We start from the raw sequence: 15,835 nt of genomic DNA on the forward strand, positions 1-15,835 counted from the left end.
CGTCTGCGCGCATCCCTCACCCCGGCGACCGGGCGGCCTGCCTTTCCCCTTGAATGAGGCGAAGGCATGACACCGCGGCCGGGGAGGCTGTCGGAACCGTCCTGGCCGCGCCCGGCCCCCGATAGGCCCCCATACGCCCGGCCGCAAGCACGACGTTGCGCGGGCGCGAGGCACGAGCGCGTGATCGGGCCGCACCGTCGGCCGCCGGCGGCCGCCCTCCGGCGGCGGCCCCCTTAGCGGTCGGTTAACCCTGCCGGGCCGAGATGATAGGAGTTCTGCAGGATCGGCGGGGGCGGCGGGTGTGAGCGCGTTGGCGGTGGCGGAGTGGGCGGCCGACGCCGCACTGGACGCGTCCGCGCGATCCGAGGACGCGCCCGAAGGCCTGTCCGAAAGCTTCTTCGGCGGCCTGTCCGAGGGTCTCGCGGCCCGCCTCTTCGCGGCGGCTCTGACGGGCCCCCAGCGCACGGTCCTGCGTGATTCGGGTGACCGCGTCGCTTGGTGCGGGCGCCCGGCCATCACCTGGACCTACGCGGCCGCCGCCGAGATCGTCGGGCGGCTCGCCCGCGGGATCGGCGCGTGGCGGCTTCCCGCCGGCAGCCGGATCGGCCTGTGGTTCTCGGGGGGCGCCGAATCGACCCTCGCCCATCTCGCCGTCGAGGCGGCGGGCCACCTCCCCTGCGCGATGCCGGCCGTCTGGGATTGCGCCGAGCTCTCCGCCGGGATCGAGTCCGCCGGCCTCGTGGCCGTTCTGACGGAGGGCCGCCGCGGCGCGCGTCGGCCCGCGGAGGACCTCACCCGCGCGGCCATGCGCCATTTCGGCCTGCGCTACCTCGCGGCCTTCGGTCCGAGCGTGCCGGACGGCGTGATCAGCCTCGACGCGATGGCCCTGGAGCGGGGCGTGGTCGAACCGGCGCCGAGCCGCGGCCTCGTCACCTTCGCGGGCGGCGATCCCGGCCGGCCCGTCTACCGCAGCGCCGCGGCGCTCGCGGCGGCGATCGCCGCCCATCTCGACGCGCTGCCCCTGTCCGCGGACGAGCGGGTCCTGACGCTCCTGCCCGGCCACGACCTGCGCGGCCTCGTGACCGGCCTCGGCGCCGCCCTGGCGGCGGGCGCCGGCCTGGAGACCGTGCTGCCCTTCGACGAGGCCGGGTTCCGCGCCGCCCTCCTGCGGCCGGTGCCCACCCGGCTCGTGGTCCCGGCCCTGGTCGAATCGGCCATTGCCGCTCTGCCGCTGCCCTGGACCGTCCGCGTCCTCGACGTGGTCCATCGCGCGCCCGCGCGGCTGACCCGGCGGAGCGCCGGGCTCGCGGGCCCGCAGCGCCTCGATTCGCTGGTCCTGGGCGAGGCGCTGGTGCTCACGCGTCCCGGCCTGGAGGACCTCGCCGCGACCCTGGCCCATCCGGAGGACGCGCTCCTGCCGCGCGCGCTCCTGGACGTCGGCCACGGGCCCGCGGGCGGCCTCGGCTGTCGTGGGCCAGCCTGCGCCGCACAGGCGCTTCCCCGGAGCGGAAACCCGGAGACGGATCCGCGCGCGTGGCGGGATTCGGGCTACCGCCTGCTCCTGTCGGGCGGGACGGCCGTGGCGGTCGCGGCGACCTGAACGGCGGCGCCGCGCCGGTTCATCCGGCGCTCAGGCGGCGCAGATAATCTCGCATCTGCACACGGACCCACGGGATCCGAACCGCCTGTTGGCGGGTTCTGCATCGGATTGTCGTGACGGCTATCTTTCCAAGTCGTCCGGGATGGAGTACCGCTCAAGCTTATGGGTGCGCTGCAACAAGTGCTCGTGGTCGACGACGGCGTCCGCGCCGTGGACCGGTCCCTCTCGGGCGAGCTGGCCAGCCTCGGCTATGCGAGCGTGACCGCCTCGATGGAGGCGGCGGACGACGTGCTGGCCGTGATCGCCCGGCCGGCCGCGGTGCTGCTCCAGGCGCCCACCCGCCGCGATCCCTCCTATGCCCGCCGCGCCGCCCGCCTCCGCGGCCATCTCCGCGACCGCGGCATCCCGGTGATCCTCATCAATGATCCGGGCGGGGCCCGGGCGGGCGGCCCGGTGGACCTCGCGACCCGCCTCGGCGCCTACGTGGCCGCCCAGCCGGATCTCTGAAGCCGCAGGCCCCCGTACCGCCTTGACGGGCGTCCCTGAACCGTCTCGTCCGCGCAGGCGCAGCGATCTCAGGGCCGCGTGCGCCGTCGGGCGCCGAAATGCCCCGGGATTGCGGCGCGCGCGAAGACGCCGGCTGTCGCGGCGCCCGCGGTTCAGCGGGCCGCCCGCATCAGCTCCGGGGCGCCGAGCCGGGGCAGCACGCCTTCCCGCATCACGAGCCGGCGCAGCGGTCCGAGCTGCGTCATCGCCAGCAGGCCGAGGCCGCGGAGCGCGTCCATCGGCAGCAGGCCGGTGAGCAGGCTGCGGTTGAGGAGATCCACCGCGGCGGTGCGCGCCGCCGTGTCGACCCGGCGCGCCCGCGCATAGGTGTCGAGCACCGGGCGGCTGCCGGGATCGCGGCGGTCCCGGGCGGCGACCAGCAGGGTATCGCGCAGGGTCGCTGCGTCGCGCAGGCCGAGATTGAGCCCCTGGGCGCCGATGGGTGGGAAGACGTGGGCCGCCTCCCCGATCAGAACCAGCCGATTCGCCACCGGCTGGGTCACCGCGAGGCCGCGCATGGGCACGAGGCCGCGGGGGCCGTCGACCCGCATGGCGCCGAGCATCGCCCGGGCCTGCCGCTCCACGGCTTGGCCCAGAGCGGCGTCGTCGAGGGCTGCGAGACGCCGGGCCGCGCCCTCCCCGGTTACCCAGACCAGACTGGACCGGTGACCGCCCGGCAGCGGCACCAGGGTGAAGGGACCGGACCGGGTGTGGAACTCGGTGGAGACGTCCCGGTGCGGGCGCGCATGGGCCAGGATCGTGGTGATCGCGCTCTGTGGGTAGGTCCAGTCGCGCACGCGGACGCCGCTGGCGGTCCGCAGCGGCGAGCGCGCGCCGTCGGCGGCCACCACCAGCCGGGCCTCGACCGCGGCGCCATCGGCCAGGGCGATGCGTGCCGTCGCTTCGCCGGGCACGGCGCCGGCGGCGTCCGCCTCGACCAGGGTGAGGTTGTCCTGCGCCCGGGCGCGGGCGCGCAGGCTCTCGACCAGCCGGGCGCTCTCGACGTTCCAGCCGAAGGCGTCGAGGCCGATCTCGGCGGCGCGGAAGCGTGCCGGCGGCGGCCGGAACAGGCTGCCGGTGTCGTCGACGATCTGGAGTTCGCAGAGGGGACTCGCGTGCGGCGCCACCGCCTCCCAGGCGCCGAGCGCCTCCAGAAAGCGCACGGACCCATCGAGGAGCGCGACGGTCCGCCCGTCCGCCACGGGGGCGTGGCGGCCGACCAGCGCCGTGGGGATCCCCTCCCGGGCGACCGCCAGCGCCGCGGCGAGACCCGCGGCCCCGGCCCCGACCACGGCGACCTCGAACGGCGTCGCGGCGCCTCCGACCTGGCCCGCTCCGACCTTGGCTCCTTCGGACATGTTGCCCCGCACGCGCTCCGCTCGTTCCTGGGTCGGCCGGGCTCCGCGCCCCCCGCCCGGGAGATGGCCGCCGCCACGGTCTCCCGTCGGCGCGGCCCTTGCCCGTATCTGAGCATTCCGCTCTCTCTGCCAAGCCCGATCCGCGCAGGCCACAGCGCCGCACGCCCGGAGATCCGCATGCCGTCGCGATTCGATCCGACCTCCCGCCACGCGCCGGATACCGGAGGTGCGCCGCCCCGCCTGCTGCGGCCGGCCGATCGCCGCCACACTGCCACCGGAGACCGGCGGATCCGCGTCGCGGGCCGCGGCACCGGGCCGATGTCCCTGCCCCTCGTCGCAGGGGGCTACGCGGTGGCGGGATACGGCATCGCGGTGGCGCAGGTGCGCCGGGCCCGGACCGCCCTCTCCGCGATGGCCGAGGTCCGGGCCCTGGCCGCGACGGAGGCCTGGGCGGCAGCCGAGCCCGGCGGTCTCGACCGGGGCGAGACCCTGTCGGCCCACCTCGCGGTCGATCTGCTCCGGGCGGCTGACCGCCGTCAGCCCAGGAACGCCGTCAGCTCCGAGACGACCGCGTCCGGCCGCTCCTCCTGGAGGGTGTGGCCGCAATCCAGCGCCCGGCCCGAGACGGTGGTGGCCTTCTCGCGCCAGGTCGCCAGCACGTCGTAGGTCTGGCCGACGACGCCCTTCGCGCCCCAGAGCGCCAACAGGGGCGCCGCGACGCGCGCCTCCGCATCGGCGGCGTCGTGCTCCAGGTCGATCCCGGCCGCCGCCCGGTAATCCTCGCAGATCGCGTGGCGGCAGGCGGGGTCGGCGTAGCAGCGCAGATACTCGGCGAAGAGGTCCGGCGGGGTGGAGCCGGGCGTCTTGGACTGGCCCTCGACGTGGTGGCGGAGGAAGTATTCCGGATCGGCCCCGATCAGCGTCTCCGGCAGGGGATGGGGCTGGATGAAGAAGAACCACCAGAAGTACCGGGTGGCGAAATCCTTGTCGGTGCGCGCGTACATGGTCGCGGTCGGCGCGATGTCGAACAGGGCGATCCGCTCGACCGCGGCGGGATGGTCCAGGGCGAGGCGGTGGGCGACGCGCCCGCCCCGGTCGTGCCCGACCACGGCGAAGCGGTCGTGGCCGAGCGCCCGCATCACCGCGACCGCGTCGGCCGCCATGGCGCGCTTGGCGTAATTGGTATGCCGGTCCCCGCCCGGGGGCTTCGACGAATCCCCGTAGCCGCGCAGGTCCATCGCCACCACGCTGTGGCGCTCCGCGAGTTGCGGGGCGACGTGGAGCCACGTGGAGAGGGTCTGCGGATGGCCGTGCAGCAGCAGCACCGGCGGGCCCGAGCCGGCCGAGCGGGCATGGATCGTCACGCCCGGTGCTGTCTCGATCCGGTGCCGGTCGAAGCCCGGCAGGAAGTCGCTGGCCATGGGATCGGTCTCTGGGCTCGGTCTTCATCGGCCGCACTGGCGCGCCGGGATGCACCGGATGATAAGGCGCCTCCGGCACCATGTCCGCCGAACCGCCATGACAGATGCACGCGCGACTCAGGACCCGGCCTTGAAGGACCCCGACGCGGCCGAGTCGTCCGAGGGCGAGGTCGCCCGTGCGCGTCCCGCCGCATCGGCCGACGCACCCGCCCTGCGCCCGAGCATTCTCGACGCCCTGTTCGCGCCGGCCCGCGCCCTGCCGGGCATCGGCCCGAAGATGGCGCCCCTCATCGAGAAGCTGCTCGGCACCCCCGAGCGCGAGGCCCGGGTCGTGGACCTGCTGTTCCACCTGCCCCAGGGCGGCGTGGCGCGGAAGCTCATGGGCTCGATCAGCGACGCGCCCGTCGGCGAGCCGGTGACGATCGGCGTCACCGTGGTGGCGCATCGGCCGGCCCAGATCGGTTCGGGCCGGCGCCCGCACCGGGTTCTGGTGGAGGATGCCACCGGCGACATCTCCCTGGTCTTCTTCGGCATGCCCCGCGCCCGGGTGGAGAAGATGCTGCCGCTCGGGGCGCACCGCTACATCACCGGCCGGATCGACCTCTGGGACGGCACCCGCCAGATGGTCCACCCGTCCCGGATCGTGGACGAGGCGGGACTCGCCGAGCTGCCCGCCGTCGAGCCGGTCTACGGCGCCACGGAGGGGCTGACCTCGCGGGCGATCAACAAGCTTGCGGTGGCGGCCCTCGACCGGCTGCCGGTCCTGCCGGAATGGCAGGACCCGGCCTGGCTGGAGAGGAACCGCCTGCCCGCCTTCGCGGATGCGCTCCGCCTCGAGCACCGCCCCGAGGAGGCGCCCCCGAAGGCCGAGGATCCGCTCCAGCCGCCGCCCGCGACGCCGTCCCGGAAGCGGCTGGCCTACGACGAGCTGCTCGCCTCGCAACTGGCCTTGGCCCTCCTGCGCGCCCGCCAGCGACGCAAGGCCGGCCGGGTCAATGCCGGCGACGGCGCCCTGAGCGCCCGCATCGAGGCCGCCCTCCCCTTCGCGCTGACCGGCGCCCAGGCGCGCGCGGTGGCGGAGATCCGCGCCGATCTCGCCGCGCCCCGCCGGATGCTGCGCCTGCTCCAGGGCGATGTCGGCTCGGGCAAGACCGCGGTGGCGCTGCTGGCCATGGCCTCGGCGGTGGAGGCCGGCCGTCAGGCCGCCCTGATGGCCCCCACCGAGATCCTCGCCCGGCAGCATTTCGAGCGGCTCAAGCCCCTGGCCGGCGGTCTGCGCCTGCGCCTGATGACCGGCCGCGACCGGGCCGCGGAGCGCAAGAGCACGCTCGCCGCCCTCGCCGCGGGCGAGATCGACATCCTGGTCGGCACCCATGCCCTATTCCAGGAGGCGGTCACCTTCCGCGATCTCGGCCTCGCGGTGGTGGACGAGCAGCACCGGTTCGGCGTCCATCAGCGCCTCGCGCTGGGCGCCAAGGGCGAGGCGGTGGACTTCCTGGTCATGACCGCGACGCCGATCCCCCGCACCCTGGCGCTGACCTTCTTCGGCGACATGGACGTCTCGATCCTCGACGAGAAGCCCGCCGGCCGCCAGCCGATCCGCACGATCACCCTGCCCACCGAGCGGATCGACGAGGTGGTGGCCGGCCTCGCCCGGGCCATCGCGGGCGGCGAGCGGGTCTACTGGATCTGCCCGCTGGTGGAGGAATCGGAATTCGTCGACCTTGCCGCCGCGGCCGAGCGCTTCGACGACCTGCGGCAGCATTTCGGCGATGCGGTCGGGCTGATCCACGGCAAGATGCCCGGCCCCGAGAAGGATGCCGCCATGGCCCGGTTCGCCGCCGGGGAGACCAAGCTCCTCGTCTCGACCACCGTGGTGGAGGTGGGCGTCGACGTGCCCGAGGCGACCATCATGGTGATCGAGCACGCGGAGCGGTTCGGGCTGGCGCAGCTGCACCAGCTCCGCGGCCGGGTCGGGCGCGGCTCGAAGGCCTCGTCCTGCCTGCTGCTCTACCGGGGCCCGCTCGGGCAGGTGTCGCGGGCGCGGCTCGAGATGATGCGCGCGAGCGAGGACGGGTTCCGCATCGCCGAGGCCGACCTGAAGCTCCGCGGCGAGGGGGAAGTGCTGGGCACCCGGCAATCCGGCATGGCCGCGTTCCGGCTCGCCCGCCTGGAGAGCGATGCCGCCCTGCTGGAAGCCGCCCGCGACGATGCCCGCATGATCGTCGAGCGCGACCCCGGACTGAAGAGCCCCCGCGGGCAGGCGCTGCGGGTGCTGCTCTACCTGTTCGAGCGCGAGGCTGCGATCCGCTTGATCGGCGCCGGATGAACGGTTTCGTTCAGGAAAGTCCGGTGTTCCTGAACGGTGGGGGCGGGAATCGCCCTCGCTCGGCCAAGCCGGGAGGCCGATGCCGCAATGTCACAGGCTCTCGGGAAAGACCAATCTTATCAAGAACTTGTTGGGATTAGGCGGAAGCTTGGCCGCGTCTTGGCGGCGGCCCGGCAGGCTCCGGACAGGCCTCGCGATCTTGCATCAGCCATATTCTTCCCTTAACTGGAGATGAACGAATGGCCCGGTAAGCCGGGACATCACGGACGAATCTGGAGGACGGACATGTCGAACGGACTGTTCCAAAACCTGCCGGGCTCCCACGAGATGGCCGGTATCCAAGCCCTGCCGACCGAGCCCTGGCTGCTGCCGATCTCGGATCGCGCCGCCGAGGCGGCCGGCAAGACCGCGGACGAGTTGCAGGCCGCCGTGCGGCGGGCCGCCCGCCCCTTCTGGCTGGCCGCCAACGGGCTGTGCATCGCGCTGGGTCTCGCCCTGACGCTCCAATGCGCCGCCGGCTGGGGGCCGACGCCCCCCCGCAGCGCCGTGACGGTCGCGCAGGCGACCCCGCCGACCATCGCTCCGCAGACGGCTTCGCTGCAGCGCTGAGCCGCCGCGGAACGGACGGGATTTCCAAGGCATTCCAGGCCGGTCCGCACCTGTGCGGGCCGGCCTTTTTCGTCCGCCCTGCAGGCGGCATCGGCCCCGCCTTCAGGGGCTTTGCGAGGGAGACGACGCAATCCGGCGGCGCGTCACGCCGCGCGGGCGGCCGCGACCGGGTCGCCGTGTTGCGCGCGCGGTGACGGGTCGGTCTCGGAGCCGGGCGGGCGCCGCGCCCGAAGCGAGCCTGGCCCGGAAGCGCGGCCTCACGCGTCCTGCGGCTCCCGACGCGACACCGTTCCGCCGGCCTGCTGGGCCGTCCGCAGGGTCGCCGCCATGGCGTTGAGGCGCCCCTGCGGATCCTCGGGCTGGATCACCCCGGCCGACATCACCAGCTTGGCGGCGTCGTCGACGCTGATGGCGAGTTCCACCACCTCGGCGCGGGGCAGGTAGAAGAAGAAGCCCGTGGTCGGATTGGGGGCGCAGGGCAGGAAGACGCCGACGAGTTCGTCGGCGGGGGCGCCCCGGGCGCGCAGCGCGCCCTCGACCTCGTGGCCGGCGGGAGCCGACAGGAAGACCACGGACCATGTGCCCTTCACGGGGAACTCCACCAGCCCCACCGTGCGGAACGACGTGCCGTTGGCCGAGAACAGGGTCTCGAAGATCTGCCGCAGGCCCTTGTAGAGGCCGGAGATCACCGGCGTCCGCGCCAGCAGGACTTCGCCGAACTCGATCACCGAACGGCCGACGAGGTTGGCCGTGAGGAAGCCGAGCAGCGTGACCGCCAGGAAGGCGATCACGAGGCCGAGGCCCGGGATCGAGAACGGCAGGTAATGGTCCGGCAGGTAGCTCGCCGGCACCAGCGGCTTCACGAACGAATCGATCAGCGCGATGAACCACCACGTGATGTAGGCGGTGATGGCGAGGGGGCCGGCGACGATGATCCCGGTGAGGAAGTAGGTGCGCAGCCGGCCGCGCGCGCTGACCCGCGTCTTCGGGGCGCCGCCGCCCGCGGCGGCGTCGGGCTCGGGAATCTGGATCGGCGGGGGAATCGGCGGGGGACTCGGCGCCACGGGTGCCCTCTCGGCCGCACCACGCGCGGCGATGAAGCTGCGGGGATCGTCCCCCGGGAGCAGAGGTAGCGGTTGCGCCTGTCCGCCTCAAGGGCGGCCCCCGGTCCCGGCGACCCTCAGGCCTCCGGAGCGGGCTGCCGGACGGCGGGTGCCGGCATCGCGTCCCGGGGAATCACGGCGCCGCGATGCCCGATCACCGCCCCGGCGAGGCGATGGGCCTCGCCGGCGGCGGCCTCCGGTGTCAGCCCGGCGATGCGCGCGGCGAGATAGCCGGCCGCGAAACTGTCGCCCGCGGCCGTGGTGTCGACGACCCGCACCGCCGGCTTGGCCGGCACGGCGGTGTCGGCCGCCCCGTGCAGCACCCGGGCGACGGGCCCGGATCCGCTGGAGGCCTTGAGCACGATCTCGGCCCGACCGCGTTGGCGCAGCACCTCGTCCGCCCCCGCCGCGCCGAAGAGCCAGTCCAGATCCTCCGCCGAGGCGAAGATTAGGTCGGCCAGCGCCAGGGCCGCGCGGAAGGCCGCCCGGGCCTCGTCGTGGTCGGGCCAGCCGCGGGGCCGGTAATTGGTGTCGAAGGCCACCCGACCGCCTCGGTCCCGCAGGCGCGCCAGCGTCCCGAACAGGGTGGCGCGCCCGGTCTCGCCGTAGAGCGAGAGGCTGATGCCGGACAGGTAGACGAGGTCGTAGCGGACCAATGCCGCCTCGGTCTCGGCGGCGCCGGGCCCGGTGAAGAGGTCCCGGGCCGCGGCGCGATCACGCCAGTAGTGGAAGCTGCGCTCGCCCGCGGCATCCGTGCGGATGATGTAGAGCCCCGGCATCCGGCCCGGCAGCCGCCGGACCCGGTCGAGGCCGATGCCCTCGCGGCCCCAGGCTGCCGCCATCGCGTCGCTCCAGACATCGTCGCCCAGCGCCGTCACGTAATCGACCCTGACGCCGAGACGCGCGAGATAGAGCGCGGTGTTCAGCGTGTCGCCGCCGAAGCCCTGGACGAGGGTCCCGTCCGGGCGTTCGGACAGCTCGACCATGCACTCGCCGATGCAGGCGACCCTCATGCGGTTCCTCCCGGTGTGCGGCCCACCTCCCCGCATTGTTCGGCCCGACCTGTCAACCGTCCGCCGGCGCGGCCGCACCGGATCCCGGATCCGCGCCCCTCCGTGCGGACCGGCGACCGATTGAACACGCGACCATGGCCGCCGGCGCGAGGTGATGAGAATAAATATTTGCTCCGTAATATTTACGAAATCGTCTTGTGGCCCGGCGTATTAAAATATCTTTGTTACGAATATGGATCGCGATTTATCCAATATTCAGTGAATAGCTCGGGGAAATATGGTGCCGCCAAGCCTCTTGCTCGGAATAGATCCAATGTTATCGCGGATGATCATTGTTTTGAAACATGCGTGAGCGAGACACGGTGCCAACTTTTGCGGGTGCACTGATCGAGAGCCGGTCGCGATGCGGTTCAGGCGGCGCGCCGCGGGGGCGGATGAGGGTTCCGCAGGCGGAATGTCCGTGTAGCGGAGCGTGGCAGGCGCAAGCCCGCAGGTCATGGGCTGCATCACGATGATCTGGGTCGGATTGGATGGGAATGCTGTATTGTAAAATAGATTCCGCAAAACATTTTACATTATTGCTTGAACATTGAGCTTAATTATGAATTAATCGCAATAAAAATCCCTTGTTCGGATGTGTGGAACGATGATATGGTCCGCGCGGTGCTGAGATGTTCCATACTGCTTTAAGCGCTCTGACATTTTCTTCGGGAGAGTTCCTGACTCTCACGGAAAGTCGTGGGATGAGCGGTGCGTGGAGCTGGGTCTTCGCGGGTGGGGAGCAGATCTGGTCTCCGGGATTCTACCGGTTGCTCGGTCTGGTGCCGAATGCCGCGAAGGCGCGCTATGACCTGCTGCTCAGTCTGATCCACCCGGAGGATCGGCACCTGATGCCGGCGCTGACCGATATCCGGCAGGGGCATGTCCCGCGCGAGGTCATCGTGCGGGTGATCCGGCCGAACGGCACGGTTCGCACCCTGTCGCTGACGATGGAGATCCGGTTCTCGACGGAGGGGCGCCCCGTCGCCCTCAACGGCACGGCGCTCGACGTGAGCGACCGGGAGCAGCTGGCGCGCCTGCGGCAGGAGGAGCGGCGGCGCCAGGGCGCGCTCTATCTCACGGAGCACATCACGACCTTCTCGATGGGCCTCGATCGCATCCGCGAAATCCCGTTCGCGGTCGCCCAGGTCCACGGCCTCCCCCTCGAGGAGATCTGCGCCGATCCGTATCTCCTGATCGTTCCGGAGGAGCGGAGCGCCTTCCAGGCGGCGGCCGCGGAGCGGATCGAGCGGCGGGCGTTCTTCCAGGGCACGGCCCACGAGCGTCTCGCCAACGGCGAGCTCTGGCATTTCCGGATTCTCACGATGCCGATCTGGGACCTGGACGGGACCTATCTCGGGCGTGGCGGCCTCAAGTACCCTGTCCGCAGCCATGCCCCCGTGCCGGTCGGCGCGCACGAGGGCCTGGAGCACTCCGTCACCGGGCACCATCTACGCGCCGCCCGGGCCCTGCTCGACTGGTCGATGATGGATCTCGCCCAGGCGAGCGGCCTGTCGCATTCCACGGTGCGGCGCCTGGAGGAGGACAGCGAGCATCGGGGGAGCCGGTCCCGCCTGCACGCGGTCGATGCGTTGCGCCGGGCGGGCGTCCGCTTCGTTCCCATCGATGACGGGACCCTGGCCGTCGCCCGGGTCTGAGCCGCGCCCGCGCGCGGCGGGCCCCAACGGGGCAATCCTGCCGCGCCGGCCCGCAGCCCGGATCCGCGCCCGCCCGTCTCGGCACCCGTCTCGGCGCCCGGATGGGGCGTCGAGGGGCGGTGCGGACCGGGTTTCGCTCAGGCCGCCTTGTGGCCCAGCTGGATCGCCTTGGCGATCTCCGAGCGCTTGGCGGCGTAACCCGGGGCGACCATCGGGTAGTCGGCCGGCAGGCCGTACTTGGCCCGGTAGCGCTCGGGCGTCAGGCCGTGCGCGGTCAGGTGGCGCTTCAGGGTCTTGTAGGACCGGCCGTCGATGAAGCTGATCAGGCCATCCTGCTGGATCGAGGATTCGATCTGTGCGGCGGTCGGGCCGGTCCAGCCCGCACCGGATCCCGAGGCGCTCCCCTGCAGGACCGTTATGGCCGTATGCACCTGATCGATCAGAACCGGCAGGTCCCCCACCCCCACCGCGTTCCGGGACACGTAAGCTGCAACCAGTGAAGCCGTGCACTTGATCAGATCTGTGTTCAGATCTGAGGCCTTTTCGTTCAATTCGATCGTATTCATGTATCCCCCAGTGCATAGAAACGAAGCTTGAGCATCGGCGCACCGACAAATCCGAACTCTTGATCGTGATTTACCGCCCGATCATGCGCCGAATTACTTCGAGTCTGCCAAGATTGGCGCGTAACAATACAAAAACTGTGCGATTTGTCTACGGTTTATCTTAAGATGTGCTTTGAACACATTCTGTTCTTGCGAGGCAACATGAGGTTGCCATCTCGGGAGGCTTCGCAAATATTGCGCAGTGGCGGCGTTTGCTGCGGCGGCCTGCGGCCGATGACTGCGAATGGTCGCGCGATGACAGGCTGTCAGCGGCCGAATCAGTCGCGGAGACGTGGGACAATCCGGGATGCCGCCGGGCCGCGGGAGGCGCGGGCGAGGCGGCGGCACGGTCGTCGTCCCGGCCATCCGCGACCGGCGCGGGGGCCCGTGCGAGGCCGCGATTAACAAAGTCCTCAGGCAAGTTGTGGATCGTCGTCTCGATCGTGCGCCTCGCGCGCTCCTCAGACCTCGTGCGTGTCGGGAGCCTCGCTCCGGCCGTGACGGCATGGCGGGATCTGTGCGAGAGGCTCGTTGACGCGCGCTTTCGAGGGCGACCCCTATGTCCGGACCGTGTTCGACCTCCATCCCGCGTGCGCTCTCGGCGCTCGACGCGCCCGGACCGGGCGGCGCGGACGCCGCCGGCGGCCGGATGGCGCCCCTCTGGATGCTCCTCGTCGGGCGGGCCGCGGTCCGCCGCCACTGGCACCTGATCGTCGCCACGGGCCTGCTGTGGTCGTCGCTCGGCATCCTCGTGGCGATCGATTCCCTGGACGGGGCGCTCCACGTTCCGGACCGGTGGTTCGGCCTGATCCTGCTGGCGGAGGGCGTGAGTTCCCTCGCCGCCGGCCTGTCCGCGCTCGGCGCCGCCCGCCGGCTGCGCCTGTTCAAGGGCGTGCTGCTGTCGGTCATGGCGGTGCTGATCATGATGGCCACCCGGCACAGCACCTTCCTGCTCGCCATGATCTTCGGCATCGCCTTCACGGTGGACGGCGTGGTCCGGATCACGATCGCGAGCCTGCTGAAGTTTTCCGGCTGGCGGATGTCGGTGGCCCTGGGCGGCCTCAGCATCGCCTTCGGCCTGTTCCATCTCCAGCCCTGGCCGACCTGGTATGCCGGCACGGTGGGCTACTGCATCGGGATGTTCCTAATCCTGAACGGGGCCAACCTCGCGCTGGCCGGGCTGCGCACCCGGCGCCTGGGCACAGCCGAGCCGGCCGCCTCCGTCGGCAACGCCGAGCCCGGCAGCCTGACGGTCTATGTCTGGACCCCCACCGGGCAGGCGACGACCCCCGCCGGCCAGCGGCTGATCCGGCGCTACGTCGCCTCCGTCGACAAGGCGGGGCGGTTCTCCACCGGCCACGCCGCCCTGCAGCAGGGCGACGACCTCTACATCAGCCACTATCCCGCGGTGGAGATCGACCGTTCGCCTGCCAACCTGCGGTCGAGCCTGCGGGCCGGCCCCGAGAACGACGTGCCCGGACGCTTTCTGCCCTCCCACGAGGCGGAGGTGGCGGATTGGTGCCCGGCGACGGTGGCGGTGACGCTCAACGGCATCGACGCCGCCCGGTTGCGGGCGTTCTGGGCGTACTACAGCGCCGACACCACCTACAATTTCATCAGTCGCAACTGCTCCACCACGGTGGCCCAGGCCTTGGACATCGCGGTCGAGGGCGCGTTCAGCCGCGGCGGTCATCCCTGGCGGCAGCTCGCTGCGGCGCTGACCACGCCGGAATTCTGGGCGGCGGCCTTCCTGCGCAACGGGGCGCGGTCGATGACCTGGACCCCGGGCCTCGTGCTCGACTACACGCGGGCTCTCAGCGCCCTCGTCGATCCGGCCTCGCCGGTCCCGTCGATCGCGTGGCGGCGGGTCGGATGGCGTCTCCTGCGCAACTGGCGGGCACGGGGTCTGACGCCGCTGAGCCCGCTCACCCAGCAATCCTCCGTGCGGGGGGGCGGACCGACCGAGGCCTGACCGGGCCTCGACCGGAGCCTTGTTGGCCAAAGCCTTCTCGGTGGAAGCCTTCTCGGTGGAAGCCTTCTCGGTCGAAGCCTTGGCCGCGGCGCCCCGCTCAGGGATCCTTGCGTGAAGCGGGGGGGCGACCGGCGGCGAGATCGGCCGCGATGGTCTGCATCACCGCGAGCGTGTCGATCTCGTCCTGCTCGGCGCCGTGATCGCTGAGCTTGACGATCACCGTGCCGGTCTCGCGGTTCACGTAGATGTACTGGCCGTAGACGCCGATCGCCGAGATGTCGTCGTCCTCGCCCCCCGGGGCGTGCCACCACTGGGCCGAGTACTGCCAGCCATCGACATCGCGCCGGGCCGGCGTCATGATCCGCTCGATCCAGCGGGCCGGGACGATGCGGTTGGCGTTCAGTCGGCCCTGGTCGGCCACCAGCAGGCCGAGGCGGGCGAAGTCGCGGGCCGTCGCGTTGATGCAGCAGAACGCCTTCTCGACGCCGCCGGGCCGGTCGAGGTTCCAAGTGGCGTCGGCCTGGGCACCCATCGGCTTCCAGATCCGCTCCGAGAGGATGTCGGCCAGGGGCTTGCCCTCGACCCGGGCGAGGATCAGGCCGAGCAGCTCTGTGTCGATGCTGCGGTAGCGGCCCTTGCTTCCGGGCTTGAACGCCAGATGCGCGTTGTCGCGCACGAAGGCCGTGATGTCGCGCGTCAGGTACATCCCGGCGGTACCGGTCAGGGGATGCCGGGGATCGTAGTTCTCCGGCACCGCGATCCCGCTCGCCATGTCGAGGAGGTTGCGCACGGTGATCTGACCGAACACCGCGCCGTTCTTCAATTCGGGCAGGAGGGCGGAGACCCGGTCGGTCTCGGCGAGCTGGCCCCGCGCCACCGCGGCGCCGACCAGCAGCGAGACGATGGACTTCGCCACCGACCACGAGGGAAACAGCGTCTCCGGTCCGGTTCCCGCGCGCTGCCATTCGTGGATCAGCACCCCGTCCTGCACCACCAGGAAGGCGTTGGTGTGGGTCGCCGCCAGCACATCCATCAGCGGGACGGTCTTCCCCTTCCAGGGGACGCGGTCGAGGATCGGGCGCGGCCGGGCCGGCAGATCGCTCGCCCGCGCGGGGGCCTGGACGATCCGGCTCGGGAACCACGTGCCCACCGACGACGGCTCGATGACCGCGAGGGCCGTCAGGGTGACGGGGTCGGGGACGTTGATCAGCGCGGCGGCGGTCCAGGCGCAACCCAGAACGGCGGCGCCGCCCGCCGCCGCGATCACGCCCCAGCGGCGGCCCCGGCGCGTGCGGGCCGGAGAGTCCGGGATCGCCAAGGACGCGGTCATGCTGGGTCTGTGTCGCTCTGGATCATCGCTGTCGCGCGGCCGCCATCGCGGCGGTGGGCCGGCGCGCAGCCACCATGCGCAGGAGGGCTTAACGAAAGCCCCAATCGGCCCACGCCCGGCCGCAGAACCGGGCGCGGTGCGCCTGGCTCAGCGCCCGCGAAGGTCCGGGACGCTGGTTCGGAAATGTTCATGGATCTGTGGCCTTGTGTCGGGCGGCGGCCGCCGATGTCCTGCGGCCGATTCGAAGCAGAC

Annotated in this window: 12 protein-coding genes; 6 read left to right on the forward strand and 6 right to left on the reverse strand. The window is 71.9% G+C overall.

Annotated features, from left to right (window positions below):
- Positions 1 to 301 precede the first annotated feature (301 nt).
- A complete protein-coding gene (locus ABIC70_RS04620) occupies positions 302 to 1,600 on the forward strand; it encodes a class I adenylate-forming enzyme family protein (protein WP_279898028.1) in 1,299 nt (432 codons plus the stop codon).
- Positions 1,601 to 1,762: 162 nt separating this feature from the next.
- Positions 1,763 to 2,107 (forward strand): hypothetical protein, encoded by a 345-nt coding sequence (locus tag ABIC70_RS04625; RefSeq protein WP_354439003.1) that lies wholly within the window; start codon positions 1,763 to 1,765, stop codon positions 2,105 to 2,107.
- 152 nt (positions 2,108 to 2,259) lie between these two features.
- On the opposite strand, the gene ABIC70_RS04630 is transcribed toward ABIC70_RS04625, so the two are convergent.
- Entirely contained in the window at positions 2,260 to 3,504 is a 1,245-nt protein-coding gene (locus tag ABIC70_RS04630) for a UbiH/UbiF family hydroxylase (RefSeq protein WP_354439004.1), read from the reverse strand.
- A gap of 536 nt (positions 3,505 to 4,040) precedes the next feature.
- On the reverse strand, positions 4,041 to 4,925 hold the full coding sequence (locus tag ABIC70_RS04635; protein WP_043357310.1) for an alpha/beta fold hydrolase: 885 nt from the start codon (positions 4,923 to 4,925) through the stop codon (positions 4,041 to 4,043).
- 97 nt (positions 4,926 to 5,022) lie between these two features.
- On the opposite strand from ABIC70_RS04635, the gene recG reads away from it, so the two are divergent.
- Complete coding sequence (gene recG / locus ABIC70_RS04640; RefSeq protein ID WP_354439005.1) at positions 5,023 to 7,254, forward strand: ATP-dependent DNA helicase RecG; 2,232 nt, start codon at positions 5,023 to 5,025, stop codon at positions 7,252 to 7,254.
- Positions 7,255 to 7,539: 285 nt separating this feature from the next.
- Positions 7,540 to 7,863, forward strand: coding sequence for a hypothetical protein (locus ABIC70_RS04645; protein ID WP_043357302.1), 324 nt, complete (start codon positions 7,540 to 7,542; stop codon positions 7,861 to 7,863).
- A 257-nt stretch (positions 7,864 to 8,120) separates the two neighbouring features.
- On the opposite strand, the gene ABIC70_RS04650 is transcribed toward ABIC70_RS04645, so the two are convergent.
- Positions 8,121 to 8,927, reverse strand: a complete 807-nt coding sequence (locus ABIC70_RS04650) for a DUF502 domain-containing protein (protein WP_374701387.1) — start codon at positions 8,925 to 8,927, stop codon at positions 8,121 to 8,123.
- A 116-nt stretch (positions 8,928 to 9,043) separates the two neighbouring features.
- Positions 9,044 to 9,979: a sugar kinase gene (locus ABIC70_RS04655; protein WP_354439007.1), complete on the reverse strand. Its 936-nt coding sequence runs from the start codon at positions 9,977 to 9,979 to the stop codon at positions 9,044 to 9,046.
- A gap of 743 nt (positions 9,980 to 10,722) precedes the next feature.
- On the opposite strand from ABIC70_RS04655, the gene ABIC70_RS04660 reads away from it, so the two are divergent.
- Positions 10,723 to 11,676: a PAS domain-containing protein gene (locus ABIC70_RS04660; protein ID WP_236961451.1), complete on the forward strand. Its 954-nt coding sequence runs from the start codon at positions 10,723 to 10,725 to the stop codon at positions 11,674 to 11,676.
- A gap of 137 nt (positions 11,677 to 11,813) precedes the next feature.
- Here ABIC70_RS04660 and ABIC70_RS04665 read toward each other — a convergent pair whose 3' ends face one another.
- Positions 11,814 to 12,242: a Ros/MucR family transcriptional regulator gene (locus tag ABIC70_RS04665; protein WP_043357295.1), complete on the reverse strand. Its 429-nt coding sequence runs from the start codon at positions 12,240 to 12,242 to the stop codon at positions 11,814 to 11,816.
- A gap of 598 nt (positions 12,243 to 12,840) precedes the next feature.
- Here ABIC70_RS04665 and ABIC70_RS04670 point away from each other — a divergent pair.
- Entirely contained in the window at positions 12,841 to 14,253 is a 1,413-nt protein-coding gene (locus tag ABIC70_RS04670; protein WP_043357293.1) for a DUF4105 domain-containing protein, read from the forward strand.
- A gap of 97 nt (positions 14,254 to 14,350) precedes the next feature.
- On the opposite strand, the gene ABIC70_RS04675 is transcribed toward ABIC70_RS04670, so the two are convergent.
- Positions 14,351 to 15,583, reverse strand: coding sequence for a serine hydrolase domain-containing protein (locus ABIC70_RS04675; protein WP_043357285.1), 1,233 nt, complete (start codon positions 15,581 to 15,583; stop codon positions 14,351 to 14,353).
- Positions 15,584 to 15,835 lie beyond the last annotated feature (252 nt).

Source organism: Methylobacterium sp. 1973 (assembly GCF_040545035.1).
In the GTDB taxonomy this organism is placed as follows: Bacteria; Pseudomonadota; Alphaproteobacteria; order Rhizobiales; family Beijerinckiaceae; genus Methylobacterium; species Methylobacterium fujisawaense.

What these genes read in the sequence shown, in the direction of transcription:
- recG (WP_354439005.1), top strand. Translation starts at nt 5,023, where the DNA reads ATGACAGATGCACGCGCGACTCAGGACCCGGCCTTGAAGGACCCCGAC.
- ABIC70_RS04670 (WP_043357293.1), top strand. Translation starts at nt 12,841, where the DNA reads ATGTCCGGACCGTGTTCGACCTCCATCCCGCGTGCGCTCTCGGCGCTC.
- ABIC70_RS04665 (WP_043357295.1), bottom strand. Translation starts at nt 12,242, where the DNA reads ATGAATACGATCGAATTGAACGAAAAGGCCTCAGATCTGAACACAGAT.
- ABIC70_RS04630 (WP_354439004.1), bottom strand. Translation starts at nt 3,504, where the DNA reads ATGTCCGAAGGAGCCAAGGTCGGAGCGGGCCAGGTCGGAGGCGCCGCG.
- ABIC70_RS04645 (WP_043357302.1), top strand. Translation starts at nt 7,540, where the DNA reads ATGTCGAACGGACTGTTCCAAAACCTGCCGGGCTCCCACGAGATGGCC.
- ABIC70_RS04625 (WP_354439003.1), top strand. Translation starts at nt 1,763, where the DNA reads ATGGGTGCGCTGCAACAAGTGCTCGTGGTCGACGACGGCGTCCGCGCC.
- ABIC70_RS04655 (WP_354439007.1), bottom strand. Translation starts at nt 9,979, where the DNA reads ATGAGGGTCGCCTGCATCGGCGAGTGCATGGTCGAGCTGTCCGAACGC.
- ABIC70_RS04675 (WP_043357285.1), bottom strand. Translation starts at nt 15,583, where the DNA reads ATGACCGCGTCCTTGGCGATCCCGGACTCTCCGGCCCGCACGCGCCGG.
- ABIC70_RS04660 (WP_236961451.1), top strand. Translation starts at nt 10,723, where the DNA reads ATGAGCGGTGCGTGGAGCTGGGTCTTCGCGGGTGGGGAGCAGATCTGG.
- ABIC70_RS04635 (WP_043357310.1), bottom strand. Translation starts at nt 4,925, where the DNA reads ATGGCCAGCGACTTCCTGCCGGGCTTCGACCGGCACCGGATCGAGACA.